Origin of the sequence: Cryobacterium arcticum (genome assembly GCF_001679725.1) — a bacterium.
Taxonomy (GTDB): domain Bacteria; phylum Actinomycetota; class Actinomycetes; order Actinomycetales; family Microbacteriaceae; genus Cryobacterium; species Cryobacterium arcticum_A.
The window spans coordinates 3,871,685-3,888,443 of record NZ_CP016282.1 but is presented as its reverse complement, the minus strand read 5'-3'; the positions used below and the strand labels follow the sequence as shown (position 1 = coordinate 3,888,443).

Annotated in this window: 15 protein-coding genes; 8 read left to right on the top strand and 7 right to left on the bottom strand. The window is 69.5% G+C overall.

Annotation, left to right across the window (positions count from 1 at the left end):
* Positions 1-144: 144 nt before the first annotated feature.
* The 5 genes from dnaK to PA27867_RS17645 all read left to right on the top strand — a co-directional run bounded on the left by dnaK (position 145) and on the right by PA27867_RS17645 (position 5,826).
* The gene (dnaK, locus tag PA27867_RS17665; protein ID WP_066598367.1) at positions 145-2,010 is read left to right on the top strand and encodes a molecular chaperone DnaK; all 1,866 of its coding nucleotides are present in this window, start codon (positions 145-147) and stop codon (positions 2,008-2,010) included.
* Entirely contained in the window at positions 2,010-2,696 is a 687-nt protein-coding gene (locus tag PA27867_RS17660; RefSeq protein WP_066598366.1) for a nucleotide exchange factor GrpE, read from the top strand. Before dnaK ends, PA27867_RS17660 begins: the two co-directional genes overlap by 1 nt.
* Entirely contained in the window at positions 2,689-3,702 is a 1,014-nt protein-coding gene (locus PA27867_RS17655) for a DnaJ C-terminal domain-containing protein (protein ID WP_066598365.1), read from the top strand. The genes PA27867_RS17660 and PA27867_RS17655 overlap by 8 nt, the downstream gene beginning before the upstream one ends.
* A gap of 9 nt (positions 3,703-3,711) precedes the next feature.
* Positions 3,712-4,125, top strand: a complete 414-nt coding sequence (locus tag PA27867_RS17650; RefSeq protein ID WP_066598364.1) for a heat shock protein transcriptional repressor HspR — start codon at positions 3,712-3,714, stop codon at positions 4,123-4,125.
* A 765-nt stretch (positions 4,126-4,890) separates the two neighbouring features.
* A complete protein-coding gene (locus PA27867_RS17645) occupies positions 4,891-5,826 on the top strand; it encodes a LysR family transcriptional regulator (RefSeq protein ID WP_084021293.1) in 936 nt (311 codons plus the stop codon).
* Between the two features lie 14 nt (positions 5,827-5,840).
* Here PA27867_RS17645 and PA27867_RS17640 read toward each other — a convergent pair whose 3' ends face one another.
* The 7 genes from PA27867_RS17640 to PA27867_RS17610 form a co-directional block, all read right to left on the bottom strand.
* Positions 5,841-6,143: a putative quinol monooxygenase gene (locus PA27867_RS17640; RefSeq protein WP_066598363.1), complete on the bottom strand. Its 303-nt coding sequence runs from the start codon at positions 6,141-6,143 to the stop codon at positions 5,841-5,843.
* Between the two features lie 94 nt (positions 6,144-6,237).
* Complete coding sequence (locus tag PA27867_RS17635; RefSeq protein WP_066598362.1) at positions 6,238-7,098, bottom strand: aldo/keto reductase; 861 nt, start codon at positions 7,096-7,098, stop codon at positions 6,238-6,240.
* Positions 7,099-7,126: 28 nt separating this feature from the next.
* A complete protein-coding gene (locus PA27867_RS17630) occupies positions 7,127-8,128 on the bottom strand; it encodes an NAD-dependent epimerase/dehydratase family protein (protein WP_236900757.1) in 1,002 nt (333 codons plus the stop codon).
* Positions 8,125-9,096, bottom strand: coding sequence for an aldo/keto reductase (locus tag PA27867_RS17625; RefSeq protein WP_066598360.1), 972 nt, complete (start codon positions 9,094-9,096; stop codon positions 8,125-8,127). The genes PA27867_RS17630 and PA27867_RS17625 overlap by 4 nt, the downstream gene beginning before the upstream one ends.
* A gap of 116 nt (positions 9,097-9,212) precedes the next feature.
* Positions 9,213-10,184, bottom strand: coding sequence for a hypothetical protein (locus PA27867_RS17620; protein ID WP_066598359.1), 972 nt, complete (start codon positions 10,182-10,184; stop codon positions 9,213-9,215).
* A 154-nt stretch (positions 10,185-10,338) separates the two neighbouring features.
* The gene (locus PA27867_RS17615) at positions 10,339-11,271 is read right to left on the bottom strand and encodes a carbohydrate kinase family protein (protein WP_066598358.1); all 933 of its coding nucleotides are present in this window, start codon (positions 11,269-11,271) and stop codon (positions 10,339-10,341) included.
* A gap of 68 nt (positions 11,272-11,339) precedes the next feature.
* Positions 11,340-11,903, bottom strand: a complete 564-nt coding sequence (locus PA27867_RS17610; protein ID WP_066598357.1) for a dihydrofolate reductase family protein — start codon at positions 11,901-11,903, stop codon at positions 11,340-11,342.
* A 227-nt stretch (positions 11,904-12,130) separates the two neighbouring features.
* On the opposite strand from PA27867_RS17610, the gene PA27867_RS17605 reads away from it, so the two are divergent.
* The 3 genes from PA27867_RS17605 (at position 12,131) to PA27867_RS17595 (ending at position 16,417) form a co-directional block, all read left to right on the top strand.
* Positions 12,131-13,408 (top strand): NtaA/DmoA family FMN-dependent monooxygenase, encoded by a 1,278-nt coding sequence (locus PA27867_RS17605; protein WP_208857270.1) that lies wholly within the window; start codon positions 12,131-12,133, stop codon positions 13,406-13,408.
* The gene (locus tag PA27867_RS17600; RefSeq protein ID WP_066598355.1) at positions 13,409-14,710 is read left to right on the top strand and encodes an NtaA/DmoA family FMN-dependent monooxygenase; all 1,302 of its coding nucleotides are present in this window, start codon (positions 13,409-13,411) and stop codon (positions 14,708-14,710) included.
* A gap of 120 nt (positions 14,711-14,830) precedes the next feature.
* A complete protein-coding gene (locus PA27867_RS17595) occupies positions 14,831-16,417 on the top strand; it encodes a carboxylesterase/lipase family protein (RefSeq protein WP_066598354.1) in 1,587 nt (528 codons plus the stop codon).
* Positions 16,418-16,759: the final 342 nt, after the last annotated feature.

The window sequence follows — 16,759 nt, the reverse complement described above, 5'->3', positions numbered from 1 at the left end:
AAGATGCTGAGAGTTGAGCCTCGTGGACTCAAGTTTGTCCGCATCAACTTGACGAGTTTTTCCGCCGGTGCCACACTTGAGTCAGCAACACTCAAGTCTTAGCAATACGCCTTGAACCCCATCTTTTGAAGGAGATACTCTCACATGGCTCGTGCAGTCGGCATTGACCTCGGAACCACTAACTCGGTGGTGGCCGTTCTCGAGGGTGGAGAACCCACCGTCATCGCAAACGCTGAAGGTTTCCGCACCACCCCTTCGGTGGTCGCATTCACCAAGGACGGCGAGGTTCTCGTCGGTGAGACCGCCAAGCGCCAGGCCGTCACCAACGTGGACCGCACCATTTCGTCGGTCAAGCGCCACGTCGGCACCAACTGGACCGTCGCCATCGACGACAAGAAGTACACCCCGCAGGAGATCTCCGCCCGCATCCTGGCCAAGCTCAAGCGCGACGCCGAGCAGTACCTGGGCGACAAGGTGACGGATGCCGTCATCACCGTTCCCGCCTACTTCAACGACGCCGAGCGTCAGGCCACGAAGGAAGCCGGCGAGATCGCCGGCCTCAACGTGCTGCGCATCATCAACGAGCCCACCGCGGCCGCCCTGGCCTACGGCCTGGACCGCGGTAAGGAAGACGAGCTCATCCTGGTCTTCGACCTCGGTGGCGGAACCTTCGACGTCTCCCTCCTCGAGGTGGGCAAGGACGACGAGTTCTCCACCATCCAGGTGCGTTCGACCGCCGGTGACAACCGCCTCGGCGGCGACGACTGGGACCAGCGCATCGTGGACCACCTGATCAAGAAGTTCAAGGAAACCACCGGCGTCGACGTCTCCAAGGACAAGATCGCCAAGCAGCGCCTCAAGGAAGCCGCGGAGCAGGCCAAGAAGGAACTCTCCTCGAGCATGTCCACCAGCATCCAGCTGCCCTACCTCTCCCTCACGGAGAACGGCCCGGCCAACCTCGACGAGACGCTCACCCGCGCCCAGTTCGAGAAGATGACCGAAGACCTGCTCGACCGCACCAAGAAGCCGTTCCAGGACGTCATCCGTGAGGCCGGCGTCAAGGTCGAGGACATCGCGCACGTCGTTCTCGTCGGTGGCTCCACCCGTATGCCCGCCGTGTACGAGCTCGTCAAGGCCGAGACCGGCGGCAAGGACCCGAACAAGGGTGTCAACCCCGACGAGGTCGTCGCCGTCGGCGCCGCCCTCCAGGCCGGTGTGCTGAAGGGCGAGCGCAAGGACGTTCTGCTCATCGACGTCACCCCGCTGAGCCTCGGCATCGAGACCAAGGGCGGCATCATGACGCGCCTCATCGAGCGCAACACGGCCATCCCCACCAAGCGCAGCGAAACCTTCACCACGGCCGACGACAACCAGCCGTCCGTGGCCATCCAGGTCTTCCAGGGCGAGCGCGAGTTCACCCGCGACAACAAGAACCTGGGCACCTTCGAGCTCACCGGCATCGCGCCGGCTCCGCGCGGCATCCCGCAGGTGGAGGTCACCTTCGACCTCGACGCCAACGGCATCGTGCACGTGTCCGCCAAGGACAAGGGCACCGGCAAGGAGCAGTCGATGACCATCACCGGCGGCACCGCGCTGGGCAAGGAAGACATCGAGCGCATGGTTCGCGAGGGTGAAGAGCACGCGGCAGAGGACAAGCGCCGCCGCGAGGCCGCCGAGACCCGCAACACGGCCGAGCAGCTCGCCTACTCGATCGAGAAGCTGATCAAGGAGAACGACGACAAGCTTCCCGAAGAGGTCAAGACCGAGGTGCAGGGCGACGTCGACGCTCTCAAGTCCGCTCTCGCCGGTGACGACGACGACGCGGTGAAGACCGCGTTCGACAAGCTCAACGAGAGCCAGGGCAAGCTCGGCGAGGCCATCTACGCCTCCAGCCAGGCGGATGCCGCGTCCGGCGCGTCCGAGAACGCTGAGCCCGCCGACGCCGGCAAGACCGACGAAGACGTTGTCGACGCCGAGGTTGTCGACGACGAGGACGAAGCGAAGAAGTAATGGGCGACTCCAAGCGCCCGGACGAGAACCGTCCCGAAGAAGAATCCGCCTCTGCTGCGGGAGCGCCCGACTCGGGCGCCCCCGCGGCGGGCGGGTCCGACGCCGCAACGGACGCGGAGGCCGAGCTGGCCGCCGCGGTCGGCGCGACCGAGGCATCCGAGGTGAAGCAGGGCGAGAGCCCTGACGCCGCGAGCGCCGAGGGCATCGAAGAGGACGAGCTGACCGTGCAGGACATCCTGGACGCGGCCACTCTCGAAGCCAACGACCCCTCGAACGAGCACCTCGCCGACCTCAAGCGGGTCACCGCCGAGTACGCGAACTATCGCAAGCGCACCGAGGCGAACCGCGAGATCGAGCGCGAGCGCGTCACCGGAGAGGTCGTCAAGGTGCTGCTGCCGGTGCTCGACGACCTGTTCCGGGCGGAGAAGCACGGCGACCTCGAGGGCGACACCGCCTTCGCGACCATCGCCGCGAAGCTGCGAGCCAGCACCGAGCGCATCGGCCTCAAGCCGTACGGTTCGGTCGGCGACGTCTTCGACCCCACCGTGCACGAGGCCATCTTCCAGCAGCCCAGCCCGGACGTCGAGGTGGAAACCGTCGGCGATGTCGTCGAGACCGGCTACTACCTCGGTTCCTCGCTGCTGCGGGTCGCCAAGGTCGTCGTGCAGGTACCGAGCGATGGCTAGCCAGGACTGGTTCGACAAGGACTTCTACAAGGTTCTCGGGGTCTCGAAAGACGTCTCCGCCGCCGACCTGAAGAAGGCGTACCGCAAGCTCGCTCGGAAGTACCACCCCGACTCCAACCCGGGTAACCCCGCAGCGGAGGCGAAGTTCAAGGAGATCAGCGAGGCCCACTCGGTGATCGGCGACCCCGAACAGCGCAAGGAGTACGACGCCGTGCGCGCCATGGGCGGTGGAGCTCGCTTCACCGCCCCTGGCCAGGGTGGCCAGCAGGGTGGGTTCGACGACGTCTTCGGCGGTATGTTCGGCGGGGGAGCCCGGCAACAGGGCTACTCCTATGAGCAGGCCGGCTTCGACGACATCCTCGGTGGCATGTTCGGCCGTGGCGGACAGGGTGCCGGCGCTGCCGGCGGCCGGTTCGGCACGCCCAGCGGCGGCTACCGCGGTTTCGGTGGCCCCAGCAAGGGCCGCGACGTCATCGCGTCCACCACGGTCGACTTCATCACGGCCACCCATGGCGATCAGATCACCCTGCAGACGCAGGAGGGTCGGCCGATCAAGGTAAAGATCCCCGCGGGCGTCGCCGACGGTCAGAAGATCAAGCTGCGCGGGCAGGGGCAACCCAGCCCGGATGGCGGCGAGCCCGGCGACATCGTGCTCACCGTGACCGTGCGCAAGCATCCGGTCTTCGAGCGTGAGGGTCTGAACCTGCGTGTGAACGTGCCCGTGACCTTTGTCGAAGCCGCCCTCGGCGCCACCATCGAGGTGCCCACCCTGGGCGGACCGCCGGTGAAGCTGCGTGTGGCACCCGGCACCCCCAGTGGTCGCGTGCTGCGGGTCAAGGGCCGCGGCGTCGTCACGCCGAAGGGCACCGGCGACCTGCTCGCCGTGGTGCAGGTGGCCGTTCCATCGCACCTCTCGAAGGACGCCGAGGAGAAGCTCCTCGCCTTCAACGAGGCCCTGCCCAAGGAGAACCCGCGCGACGAACTCATCGCCCGGGCCAAGGGATAACGAACGTCAATGGATGAGAACACCCGGGTCTTCGTGATCAGTACCGCCGCAGAGCTTGCCGGGATGCACCCGCAAACTCTGCGGCAATACGACCGCCTGGGCCTCGTCAGCCCCGACCGCACGCCGGGCCGCTCGCGCCGTTATTCCATGCGCGACGTGGCCCGGCTGCGGGAGATCGCCGACCTGGGCGCCGAGGGCGTGAGCCTGGAGGGCATCCGCCGTATTCTCGCGCTGGAGGACACCGTGCGCTCGCTGCAAAGCCGCGTCGGGGACCTCGAAGCGGCCCTGGCCGACGAGCTGCTCAACCGGCCGGGCCGCCGCGTCTTCGCGGCCGGTTCCGCCGGCGAGGTCATCTCGATGCGCGCGGGAACCCGCACCCGCCGCTCCAACCAGATCGTGATCTGGCGCCCCCTCGACAAGTAGAGACCCGATCCGGCGTGTAGTCGCGCCCTTCTCGTCGGTCGAGCTCGTCGAGACCTCGTGGGCCGGCCTGTCGTCGTGCGTCGCCTGGTTTCGACAAGCTCAACCAGCGTGTGGGTCGCGCCAGTCTCGTTGGTCGAGCTTGTCGAGACCTGGTGGCCCTGTTTGTGCTCGTTCCCGTCTCGTCGGTCGAGCTTGTCGAGACCTCGTGAGCCGACTTATCGTCGTACGTCGCCTGGTTTCGACAAGCTCAACCAGCGTGTGGGTCGCGCCAGTCGCGTCGGTCGAGCTTGTCGAGACCTGGTGACCCTGTCTGTGCTCGTTCCCGTCTCGTCGGTCGAGCTTGTCGAGACCTCGTGGGCCGGCCTGTCGTCGCAGGTCGCCTGGTTTCGACAAGCTCAACCAGCGTGTGGGTTGCGCCAGTCGCGCCAGTCCCGTCGGTCGAGCTTGTCGAGACCTGGTGACCCTGTCTGTGCTCGTTCCCGTCTCGTCGGTCGAGCTTGTCGAGACCTGGTGAGCCGGCCTGTCGTCGTACGTCACCTGGTTTCGACAAGCTCAACCAGCGTGTGGGTCGCGCCAGTCGCGTCGGTCGAGCTTGTCGGGACCTGGTGAGCCGGCCTGTCGTCGCAGGTCGCCTGGTTTCGACAAGCTCAACCAGCGTGTGGGTCGCGCCAGTCCCGTCGGTCGAGCCTGTCGAGACCTCGCGACCCAAGCTCGATCAGCGTGCCGTCTTCTGATTGCAGCCATACTCAGTCATAGACTTGCACAATGGAATTGCGCCAGCTTGAGCACTTCGTGACGGTCGCCGACGAACGTCACTTCACCCGGGCAGCCGAGTTGCTGCACATCTCCCAGTCGGGGCTCTCCGCGTCCATTCGGGCGCTCGAGATCGAGCTGGGCACCTCGCTGTTCATCCGCAGCACCCGTCGGGTCGAGCTCACGGCCGCCGGCCAGGCCCTGCTGGCGGATGCGCTGCGCACGCTCGCGAGCGCCTCCGCCGCCCAGAACGCGGTCGCCGCGGTGCGCGGCCTGATGCGCGGCCGCCTCACCGTGGGCGCCGAGCCCTGCCTGGGCTCCGTGGACCTGCCCGCCGAACTCGCCCGCTTCCGCACCGCCAACCAGGGCGTGGAGGTGCGGCTGCGCCAGGTGGGCTCGGTCGAGCTCATCGAGGGCGTGGCGAGCGGCACCACCGACGTGGCCCTGGTCGTCGTCACCGGCGACACCCCGCCCGGGGTGCGGCTGCACCGGTTGAGCAGCCAGAAGATGGTGGTGCTCTGCCACCCCGATCACCCCGTGGCGTCCCTGACCGAGGTGGACCTTGAGACCCTCCGGGCCGAGCCCCTCGTCGGATTCCAGGCCGGCTGGGGTGCCCACATGCTCGCCCGGCGGGCCTTCGCCGCGGCCGGCTTCGAGTACCGCGCGGCGCTGGAGGTCAACGACGTGCATCCGCTGCTCGAACTGGTGGGCTACAACCTCGGTGTGGCGATCGTGCCCACAAGCTTCGCGCAGAAACGGCCCGACGACCTCGTGGCCGTGCCGCTGCCGGCCAGCGTGCCCGAGTGGACCGTGGCCGTGGCCGTGGCCGACGAGCCGAGCCCGGCCGCGTCGGCGTTCCTCGAGCAACTGCTCGAAGACGTCGCCGCCGCGCGGACCGGTGCCGAGGTTCTCGGTGCAGCAGACGACCGGGTGGGCACGGCTGCCTGAGCAACCGTCGGGGGCTACAGGCCCAGCGGGATCCGCTCGGAGAAGACCGTCTTCACGGGCGGGGCCGCGAGGATCTCGCCGAGCCGGTTGACGCCCTCCGGGGTGGTGCGCCACTCGGCGTAGGCCGCGTGGTCGGCCGCGCTGGCCCAGGACTCGACGACGATCACGTGTGTCGCGTCGGCGTCGTCGACGATCACCTCGAGTCCCTCGTTGCCGGGCCAGGCGCGGGTGGCCGTCAGGGTCTCGGTGAGTACCGCCGCTGCGCGATCGAGCGCGTTCGGGTCGAGTTGCAGGGTGAGGTGAACGGTGGCGGTCATGGATGCTCCAGTTTCGGTTGTACTGACAGACAACACGGCGGCCGGAACAGAATTCCCGGCCGCCGTGCTGGTCGTGCGGTGAGCTCGGTGCGGCTCAGGCCGCGTTGAGCGCGGCCAGCTCCTCGGCCGTGAGGACGAGGTCGGCCGCCTGGGCCGAATTGCGGATGCTCTCCGGCCGGCTCGCCCCGGGGATGGGGATCACCCGGGGCGAAGCGGCCAGGTGCCAGGCCAGCGTGACGACCTGCGGGCTCACGCCGCGGGCATCCGCCACCTGCTGGAACGGGGCGAACCTGGTGCCGAGGTCGGCGGCCGACTTGATGCCGCCCAGCGGGCTCCAGGACAGGAAGGCGACCTCGAGTTCGGTGCAGAGGTCGAGCTCGGGCTGGCTGCTGCGGAACGCCGGCGAGTACTGGTTCTGCACGCTGGCGAGCCGGCCGCCGAGGATCTCGTAGGCCTCACGGATCTGCTCCGGGTTGGCGTTGGAGATGCCGGCCAGGCGGATGGCACCCTCATCGAGGAGGTCGCGGATGGCGCCGATCGAGTCGGCGTACGGCACCGCCGGGTCGGGCCGGTGGTGGTGGTAGAGGTCGATGGCGTCGCCGCCGAGCCGCTGCAGTGACGCCTTCGCGGCTTCCTTGAGGTACTCAGGCCGGCCGTCGACGTACCAGCTGCCGTCGCCGGGGCGCAGGTGCCCGCCCTTGGTGGCCACGACCACCTGCGAGGTGTCGCCACCCCAGGAGGCGAGGGCGCGGGCGATGAGCGACTCGTTGTGCCCGACCTCGTCGGCGTGCAGGTGGTACGCATCCGCCGTGTCGATCAGGGTCACGCCCTCCTCGAGGGCGGCGTGGATGGTGGCAATGGAGCGGGCCTCATCGGGTCGGCCCTCGATCGACATGGGCATGCCGCCCAGGCCGATGGAGCTCACGGTGCGATCGCCGAGCTGGCGGGTCTTCATAGGGTGTCCAATCTTGTGTAACGGATGTTCAGGAACGGGTGGAGTGCGCGCTCACGAGCCGGTCGAGGGTGGCGTTCAGCGCCGCATCCACGACCTGCTGCTCCGGATGCGCGTCGTACCAGGCGATCGCCTCGCGGAAGCCCAGGGCCACCGGGGTGGTGCAGACGAAGTCGGGCACGAGTGCCTTCACCTTGGTGTTGTCGAAGATTACCGAGTGGGAGCGGTCGCCCAGCAGAGGCCCGCTCCACTCCGGGTTCTCGGCGGCCATGGTGTCGCTGGCCACGTGCACGATCTCGGGCGCGGGGGCGCCGGCGGCGCGGGCGTACTCCGCGTAGAGGGCATCCCACGGCAGGTACTCGTCCGAGGTGATCGTGAAGCTGTCGCCCAGCGCCTGCGAGCGGCCGAACAGGCCGACCAGGGCCTTGGCGAAGTCGGTGCTGTGCGTGAGCGTCCAGAGCGAGGTGCCGTCGCCGTGCACCACCACCGGCTGCCCGGTGCGCATCCGGTGGATGTCGGTCCAGCCGTTCAGCAGCGTGATCTGGGTGCGGTCGTAGGTGTGTGAGGGGCGGATGATCGTGACCGGGAAACCCTGATCGCGGTAGGCGTCCAGCAGCACGTTTTCGCAGGCGATCTTGTCGCGGGAGTACTGCCAGTGGGGGTTGTGCAGCGGTGTGGACTCCCGGATCGGCAGCGCGGCCGGCGGCTTCTGGTACGCCGAGGCCGAGCTGATGAAGACGTACTGGCCGCATCGATCGGTGAACTGCTCGATGTCGGCCCGCACGTGCTCGGGCGTGAACGCGACGAAGTCCACGACCACGTCGAAGTGGCGCTCGCCGAGGGCGGCCCGCACCGCGGCGGCATCCCGCACGTCCGCGGTCAGCAGCTCAGCGGCGGCGGGCACGGCCTGCAGGTCGGACTGGCCCCGGTTGAGCACGGTGAGCCGGTGCCCACGGGCCACGGCCAGCTCCGCGGCGGCGGCGCTGATAACGCCGCTGCCGCCGATGAACAGAACACTCAGTGTCGCGCTCACCAGGCGTAGTCTTCCGGCGCGGTCTTGTAGCCGGGGAAGATCTCGTCGAGCCGCGTCAGCGCGGCCTGGTCGAGCTTCACGTCCACGGCGCGCAGCCCGGCCTCGAGCTGGTCCATGGTGCGCGGGCCGATGATCGGTGCGGTCACGGCCTTCTGGTGCATCAGCCAGGCCAAGCCGAGGTCGCCCGGCTCGGTGCCGAGCTCGGCGGCGAAGTCCTCGTAGGCGCCGATGGCGTCGCGGTTCTTCTCGAGCTTCTCCGCGTTGGCACCGGAGGCCCGGCGGCTGCCGTCGCGCTCCTTGCGCAGCACCCCACCGAGCAGGCCGCCCTCCAGGGGCGACCAGGGCAGGATGCCCATCCCGTTGGCCTGCGCCGCCGGGATGACCTCACGTTCGATGTCACGCTTGAGCAGGTTGTACAGCGACTGCTCGCTGACCAGCCCGGTGAAATTGCGCTTGCGGGCCTCGGCCTGGGCGGTGGCGATGTGCCAGCCGGCGAAGTTGCTGCTGCCGGCGTAGAGGATCTTGCCCTGTGCCACGGCGGTTTCCATGGCCTGCCAGATCTCGTCCCACGGGGTGTCCCGGTCCACGTGGTGGAACTGGAACAGGTCGATGTGGTCGGTCTGCAGCCGCTTCAGGCTCTCGTCGAGCGAACGACGGATGTTGAGCGCCGACAGCTTGCCGTCGTTGGGACGGTCGGACATGGTGCCGAAGACCTTCGTGGCCAGGACGGTGTCCTCGCGGCGCGCGCCACCCTGCGCGAACCAGCGGCCGAGGATGCTCTCGGTGGCGCCGCGGCTCAGCTTGGAGCCGTAGACGTTGGCGGTGTCGAAGAAGTTGATGCCCGCCGCACGGGCGGCGTCCATGATGCCGAACGAGGTGGGCTCGTCGGTCTCCGGTCCGAAGTTCATGGTGCCCAGGCAGAGACGCGAAACCGACAGGCCGGAGCGGCCGAGGTGTGTGTATTCCATACCCTCAGGCTGCTCCTCGCGCCACGTCGCTGTCCAACAGGAGAACCGGATGCAATCCAGCAGTCCGGCTTCTCAATCGGACGGATCGGGTACGACGTGGTGCTCGGGCGGGCCGGTCAGTCGGTGTCGAGGCTGCCGGATCGCGGGTGTTCGGCGGGGTGCGCGGTGGGTTGCCGGGTGGCGGTGACCGCGAGCAGGTCCAGAGACAGCCGCGGGTCCAGCCGCAGCGGCAGGTCGACGACCGACCGAATCTCCCAGCGCACGTGCAGGTTGCCGATCGAGAGCGACGGGGCCGGCAGCCCGGCAGGCGTCTCGACCGCGAAGGGCAGGTCCACCACCGTGCCGGGGGTCAGGGTTCCCGCGGGAGCCAGCGTGACGGCGGCCATCACCGCTTCGGAGTGCCGGTATCCTTCGGATTCGCTCGCGTCCGGGTTCGCCTCCTGGCCGGGCCCGCCCCAGACCTCCTCGCAGCGCACGAGCTGCACCCGTACTCCCCGGGTGGCGACGGCGTCGTGGGCACGGAGCCGCAGGACCCCGGTGAGCGGGGTGCCGGGTTCGAGCACCCGGGAGGAGAGCGCGATGAACTCGAGGGCGACGTGGCCCAGGTTCTCCCCGACCGGCGGGTGGCCGATGTCGGTGGCGCTGGTCTGGCCCCAGGACTGCACGTCGATGAGGCGCTCGCGCTTGATGATCTGCCCGCCGGCGGCCCGAAGCACGCACCGCACGGACCAGCCCACGTCGATGAGGTCGCCGCGCACGGAGGCCGGGCCGTCGCCGGGGATGTTGAGGCTGCCGGTGAGCACCCGGGACTGGCCGGCCGGGATCGCGCCGGGCGGCGGCACCGTGACCGCCGCGAGCACCTCGGTGCTGCGTTCCCGGGCGGGGAAGACGCCGCCGTAGATGTTGCCGCGGCCGTAGGTGTAGTTCACCTTGCGGATCAGCGAGATCTCGGCATGGTCGATCATCGCGGAGCGGAGCGCGGTGATCCGGATGGTGACCCCCAGCGAACTGCCTTCGATCACCACGCCATCCGAGGGGGTGAGTTCGACCGAGACTTGCACCGCGGTATCGGTTGTTGTGACCACCATGTCGCACCAGACTTCCTGTATCCCGCTGTCGGAGACCCGTAAGACGGGGACAACGTACGCACAGTAAAGCCAGGCTCTGCCCCACGTTCAAGGGGATTGACTTGCCCGGTACGGTCTGCTTCGGCAGGCCGGCGGCAGGCCGGCGGCAGGTCGGTCAGCATGCCGCGAGCTCCGCCACGGTGGGCGGGTTCGCGCCGGCGCGCGACACCGTGACCGCGGCACTGGCCAGGGCGGTCTGGCCCAGCCGGCCGAGGTCGGTCGCGTCCAGCGTGTTCTGCAGCACGGCCTCGGTGGTCCCGCCGGCGAGGATCGCGTAGAGCAGGCCCGACATGAACGAGTCGCCCGCACCGATGGTGTCGATCACGGCCACCGGATGCGCCGCCAGCTCGGCCGTGGCCCCGCCGGCGCGGAGTATCGCGCCGTCGCCGCCGCGGGTGATGGCGACCAGGGCCACCCCCGCCGCCACGTAGTCCCGTGTGATCTGGTCCAGGTCGCGGCCCGGGTACAGCCACGCGGCATCCTCGTCGCTCATCTTCACCACGTGGGCGGCGACGGCCAGCTCCTCGACGGCCCGCACCACCTCGTCGCGGCTGCCCATGATGCCCGGCCGCACATTGGGGTCGTAGCTGAGCAGGGTGCCGGCCGGGGCGCTCGTGAACGCGCTGAGCACCGCCCGGGCGCCGGGCTGCAGGATCGCGGCGATCGAACCGGTGTGGATGAGGGTGCACGGAGCCGGCAGCGACAGCTCCGGCAGCTCCCAGCGCAGGTCGAAGTCGTACGTGGCGGCACCGGTGGCGTCGAGGATGGCGGTGGCGCTGGAGGTGGCGCTCGCCGTGACCGACCCGGGCAGCAGGTCGACGCCGGCGGCGCGCAGGTGCCGGGCGATGAGGTCACCGAACGGGTCGGCGCCGATCTGGGTGACCAGGGTGGTGGGCACGCCCAGCCGGCCGAGCCCGTACGCCACATTCATCGGGCTGCCGCCGGCGTGGCTCACCGGCTCCGCGCCGGGCCGCCGCACGATGTCAATCAGGGCCTCCCCGATCACGAGGGCGCGGGTGGTGGCGGGGAACGAGTGGTCAGGCGTCATCGGCTGGTCCTGTCGGTGGTGTGCGGGGCGAGAGCCCCATTATCCCGCGGCCCGTCCGCCCGGTGCCGTCACCGGCGCACCCGGTAGCCGAGGTACACCACGCCGTTGCGGAAGGAGTACTCGTCCTTCAACTCGAGCGACAGCGACAGATGGTCGGGCAGGAACCTCGTGCCACCGCCTACGACCACGGGCGATACGAACAGCTGCACCTCGTCGACCAGCCCGGCCGCGAAGGCCTGCGCGGCCAGGTTCGGGCCGCCCACCGACAGGTTGCCGGTCGCAGTTCGCTTGAGCTCCCGCACCGCCTCCGGGTCGAAGCTGCGCTCGATGCGGGTGCGCCGGCTGGAGACCTCGGCCAGGGTGCTGGAGTAGACGATCTTGTCGGCGGCCTGCCAGATCGCGGTGTAGTCGCGCATCACGGCGGGCTGGTCGTCGTCGTTGAGGTGCATGGTCTCCCACGCCACCATCACCTCGTACAGCCGCCGGCCGTAGAGGTAGGTGCCCACCGACCGCTCCAGGTCGTTGACGAAGGTGTGCACCTCCTCGCTGGGCACGCTCCAGTCGAAGTTGCCCTTCTCGTCGGCCACGTAGCCGTCGAGTGAGGTGATGCCCGTGCAGATCAGAATGCCCATTCGTGTGCTCCTCCCGCGGTGATGCCGACCCCGGTGAGGTGCTCACCGCGGCGTGGCGCATCCATTCTGCTCGCCACTGCCTGCTCTGGCCAGCCCCGATCCGACGCCCGGCCGGGCCGGCCCGGGCGGCGCAATACAGCGGTAACCTCCGGTCACCTTTCGGGAAATGCGCCGCCACTTGAGTGGGAGAAGTCATCGAAGAAGGGCAGGGCGGGCGAATGTTCCACATGGGCTGGTTTCTCAACTACACGCTTCCGGGCTGGGGCAAGGACTGGTCGGGCGAGGCGGCCAGGGACTGGACGAGCCCCGACCTGTACATCGAACTCGCCCGCGCCATGGAGCGTGCCCGGTTCGACTACATGATGCTCGAGGACGGCGCGTTCATCCCCGACGCCTACCAGGGCACCGCCGAGTACTACCTCGCCAAGGCCAACCACGCGCCCAAACACGACCCGGCCATTCTGGTGCCGTTGATCATGCAGGCCACCCGGCACCTGGGCGTGATCATGACCATCGCCACGCCCTACTACCCGCCGTTCGCCGCGGCGCGGCTGATGGCCAGCCTCGACCACCTCTCGCACGGCCGCGCCGGCATCAACCTGGTCACCGCCCACAACGTGCGCACCGCGCAGAACTTCGGCCGGGACGTGCACTTCGAGCACGACCTGCGTTACGAGATGGCCGATGAGTGGATCGACCTGGTCAAGCAGCTCTGGGCGTCCTGGGAGCCCGACGCCGTCGTCGCCGACCACGAGGCCGGGATCTACGCCGACCACACCAAGGTGCACCCGGTGAACTTCGAGGGCCGCTTCTACAAGTCCCGCGGGCCGCTGAACACCATCCCCTCCCCGCAGGGCAGCCCGGTGGTCTGCCAGGCGGGTGGCTCCCCGGCCGGCCGGGACCTCGCGGCGAGGCACGCCGACACCGTCGTCGCATCCGTACCCGGCATCGCCGCGATGAAGGAGTACCGCGCCGACATGACCGAGCGGCTGGTGCGGTTCGGCCGGGACCCGAAGGACCTCAAGATCCTGTTCACGATCTCCCCGGTCTTCGGCGAGACCCACGACGAGGCCGTGGCCAAGAAGAAGCGCATCGACGCCACCACGGTCGAGGACGCCCTGGCCCGGCTGTCCTGGACCAGCGGCATCGACTTCTCCCAGTTCGACCTGGACGCGCCGCTGCCGACCATCAAGACGGATGCGGCGTCCTCCACCACGCTCGGCATGCTGCAGGGCTCCGACCCCACCACCACGTTGCGCCAGATCGCCGAGCGCCCGGTGCGGCTCGGGTCGCTCGAAGTGAGCGGCACCGTCGAGGAGGTGGCCGACGCGATGGAGGAGGCAATGGACGAGGTCGGCGGCGACGGCTTCCTCATCGCCGGGCAGCTGTCCCGCCGTTATATCAGCGAGGTCACTGACGGCCTGGCGCCCGTGCTGCGCCGCCGTGGGCTGATCCGCAGCGAATACACCGGGGCCACGCTCCGCGACAACCTCAGGGAGTTCTGAATGTTTCACATGGGCTGGTTCCTCGGTTTCGGATTCGGGTCGTACGGCTGGAATCAGCAGTGGTCGGGCAATGCGGCGGCGGACCTCGCCAACCCGCAGCTGTTCGTCGACCTGGCCACGTCGCTGGAGCGCGCGGGCTTCGACTACATGATGCTGGAGGACTCCTCGGTCATCCCGGACACCTTCCGCGGCACCATGGAGGAGTCGCTGCGGGCCGGCATCGTGCGGATGGACCCGATGCCGCTCATCCCGCTGCTCGCCGCGGCCACCCAGCACCTCGGGCTCGTGGCCACCGCTGCCACCACCTTCTACCCGCCGTTCCTCGCCGCCCGGCTGCTCACCACCCTCGACCATCTCAGCCACGGCCGGGTGGGCGTGAACCTGGTGACCGCCAGCCCGGATGCGGCCGCGCAGAACTACGGGCTGGCCAAGCACTACGAGCACGACCTGCGCTACCGCATGGCCGACGAGTGGGTGCAGGCGGTCACGGCGCTCTGGGACACCTGGGAGCCCGGCGCGCTCACCCTCGACGAGGAGAGCGGCATGTTCGCCGACCACACCAAGGTGCACCGCGCCGACTTCGACGGCGAGTTCTACAAGACCCGCGGGCCGCTCAACACGGTGCCGTCGCCGCAGGGGCACCCGATCATCTGCCAGGCCGGCGGGTCGCCGGCGGGCATGGACTTCGGCGCCAAGCACGCCGACACGATCCTCGCCTCGGTGGCCGGTGCCGACGGCATGAAGCGCTACCGCGACGACATCTCCCGCCGGATGATCGGCTTCGGCCGCGACCCGAAAGACGTCAAGGTGCTGTTCCTCGTGGAGCCGGTGCTCGCCGACACCGACGCCGACGCGATCGAGAAAAAGCGCCGGATGGACGCCGCGAACCAGGGCAACATCGAGGCGTCGCTGATGCGGATGTCCTACATCTCCGGCCTGGACTGGTCGAAGTTCGCCCTCAACGAGGAGATCCCCGACCTCACCGGCAAGCACAACGGCCACCAGAGCGTCGTCGACGACTTCCTTGCCGCGTCCGCGGGTAAGACCCTGCGCGAAGCTCTCGCCTCCCAGCGTCGCGGTACCTCCTCGGTGCAGTTGGTCGGCTCGCCCGACACCGTGGCCGGCCAGATGGACGAGGCCATGCAGGAGGCCGGCGGCGACGGGTTCCTGGTGGCGTTGCCGGTGACCCGCAAGAACATCACCGAGGTCTGCGACGGCCTGGCCCCGGCGCTCCGGCGCCGCGGCCTGATCCGCGAGGAGTACCTGCCGGGCACCTTCCGCGACAACCTGTTCGCGTTCTGAGCCCGGGTCCCGTGGCCGGGCACCGGGTGGCTCGCGCCGGGACGGACCGGGCCTCATCGGGCGGTCCGGTAATCTGGTCGCCGTCACGCCCCTAGCTCGCACCACTCTGGAAGGCCACCGATGGATACCGTCGACGTCAGCACCACAGCCGGGGTCGTCCGCGGCCGTCAGAGATTCGGCTCCGCGGCCTTCCTCGGTATCCCGTACGCGGCCGCGCCGGTGGGCGAGCTGCGCTTCGCGGCTCCCGTGCCGCATCCGCCGTGGCCGGGCGTGCTGGATGCCGGCAGCCCCGGTGCCACCCCGCAGCGCATCGACGGTGGCGACACCACCCTCGTGCCCGAGCCCAGCTTTCCCGGCGAGTCCACCCTGAACGTGAGCGTCTTCACGCCCGATCCGACCACCTCTGCTGAGGGGGCGGGCCTGCCGGTGCTGGTCTACATCCACGGCGGCGGCTACACCTCCGGGTCGGCCGCGAGTCCCTGGTACGACGGCGCCGGCTTCAACCGGCACGGTGTGGTCACGGTGAACGTGTCGTACCGGCTCGGCTTCGACGGCTTCGGCTGGATCGAGGATGCGCCGCTGAACCGGGGCGTGCTCGACTGGCTGCTGGCGCTCGAGTGGGTGCAGCGCAACATCCGTTTCTTCGGCGGTGACCCGGCCCGGGTCACCATCGCCGGTCAGTCCGCCGGCGGCGGGGCCGTGCTCACCCTGCTCGGCTCGCCGCGCGCGCAACCACTCTTCGCGCGGGCCATCGTCATCTCCGGCGTGGCTACCCACCTCACGCCCGACCAGGCCGAGCAGATCGGCCGGCGCGTGGCCGAGCTCGCCGGTGTGGCGCCCACCCGGGCCGGCCTCGGCGCGCTCACCGAGCAGCAGATCCTGGCGGAGCAGCCGCGGGCCACGGCCCTGCCGGCGGATGGCCCGGCCGGGCCGCTCGGCGAGATCGCTAACACCCTTGTCGGCGGGCTGCCGTTCGGCCCGGTGATCGACGGGGACCTCGTGCCGCTGGCCACCGGTGCCGCGGTGCGGGCCGGCATCGGCGCTGACAAGCCGTTGATGCTCGGCAGCACCGACCACGAGTTCAACTTCGCCATGAACGACCTCACCGACGAGCTCGCGGGCGAGGATGCCGCCGAGATGCTCGTGCGGCTCGGCGTCGCCGGTCCCGCCGCGCGCGCCTACGCCGCGGCCCATGACGGGCGCGGCACCGCCGACATCCTCGGCCAGTTCGCCTCGGACCGCGCCATCCGCGGCGTGATGCTGCAGGTCGCCGAGGCCCGCACCGCGGTCGCGGCCGACCGGGCCGCCGCCGCATCCGTCACGCTGGGCGTTGCGGCCTCGGTCGGCGTCGCCGTGGGCCGGGCAGCGGATGCCGCACCTACTTGGCTGTGGGCGTTCGCCTGGCGATCGCCCACGTTCGGCGGGGCGTTGCACTGCCTCGACCTGCCGTTCTTCTTCGACGCGCTCGACGCCCCACGGGTTGAGGTGCTGGCCGGCCCGGCGCCGTCGCAGCGCCTGGCCGACGAGGTGCACGGCAATGCGGTGGACTTCATCGCCGGGGGAGACCCCACCTGGCCGGCCTGGACGGCGGGCGAGCCCGTCGAGGGCCAGCCGGTGATCCGTTACGACGCGGCCCCGGCCGGCCCCACCGAGGTCACCACCGTTGCCGCCACCTACGCCGGCGCGGCCCTGGCCTTCGCCGGCTGACCTGCGCGTCGCCCGGGTTGGGCGGGTTCGTCGCCTGGTTTCGACAGGCTCAACCAGCGTGTGGGGTGCGTTTTGCGGGCCGTCTCGTGGTCGCACCATCTCGGTGGTCGAGCTTGTCGAGACCTCGTAAGTCGCCCAGGCCGCGCAGGTCGTCCGGTTCCGTCGCCTGGTTTCGACAGGCTCAAACCAGCGTGTGGGGTGCGTTCCGCGGGCCGTCTCGTGGTCGCACCATCTCGGTGGTCGAGCTTGTCGAGACCTCGTAAGTCGCCCAGGCCGCGCAGGTCGTCCGGTTCCGTCGCCTGGTTTCGACAAGCTCAACCAGCGTGTGGGGTGCGTTCCGCG

Bases quoted from the DNA above. Each gene is read 5' to 3' on its own strand.
- PA27867_RS17620 (WP_066598359.1), bottom strand. From the start codon at position 10,184: ATGGTGGTCACAACAACCGATACCGCGGTGCAAGTCTCGGTCGAACTC.
- PA27867_RS17660 (WP_066598366.1), top strand. From the start codon at position 2,010: ATGGGCGACTCCAAGCGCCCGGACGAGAACCGTCCCGAAGAAGAATCC.
- PA27867_RS17650 (WP_066598364.1), top strand. From the start codon at position 3,712: ATGGATGAGAACACCCGGGTCTTCGTGATCAGTACCGCCGCAGAGCTT.
- PA27867_RS17655 (WP_066598365.1), top strand. From the start codon at position 2,689: ATGGCTAGCCAGGACTGGTTCGACAAGGACTTCTACAAGGTTCTCGGG.
- PA27867_RS17600 (WP_066598355.1), top strand. From the start codon at position 13,409: ATGTTTCACATGGGCTGGTTCCTCGGTTTCGGATTCGGGTCGTACGGC.
- PA27867_RS17640 (WP_066598363.1), bottom strand. From the start codon at position 6,143: ATGACCGCCACCGTTCACCTCACCCTGCAACTCGACCCGAACGCGCTC.
- PA27867_RS17645 (WP_084021293.1), top strand. From the start codon at position 4,891: ATGGAATTGCGCCAGCTTGAGCACTTCGTGACGGTCGCCGACGAACGT.
- PA27867_RS17595 (WP_066598354.1), top strand. From the start codon at position 14,831: ATGGATACCGTCGACGTCAGCACCACAGCCGGGGTCGTCCGCGGCCGT.
- PA27867_RS17615 (WP_066598358.1), bottom strand. From the start codon at position 11,271: ATGACGCCTGACCACTCGTTCCCCGCCACCACCCGCGCCCTCGTGATC.
- PA27867_RS17605 (WP_208857270.1), top strand. From the start codon at position 12,131: ATGGGCTGGTTTCTCAACTACACGCTTCCGGGCTGGGGCAAGGACTGG.
- PA27867_RS17625 (WP_066598360.1), bottom strand. From the start codon at position 9,096: ATGGAATACACACACCTCGGCCGCTCCGGCCTGTCGGTTTCGCGTCTC.
- dnaK (WP_066598367.1), top strand. From the start codon at position 145: ATGGCTCGTGCAGTCGGCATTGACCTCGGAACCACTAACTCGGTGGTG.
- PA27867_RS17610 (WP_066598357.1), bottom strand. From the start codon at position 11,903: ATGGGCATTCTGATCTGCACGGGCATCACCTCACTCGACGGCTACGTG.
- PA27867_RS17635 (WP_066598362.1), bottom strand. From the start codon at position 7,098: ATGAAGACCCGCCAGCTCGGCGATCGCACCGTGAGCTCCATCGGCCTG.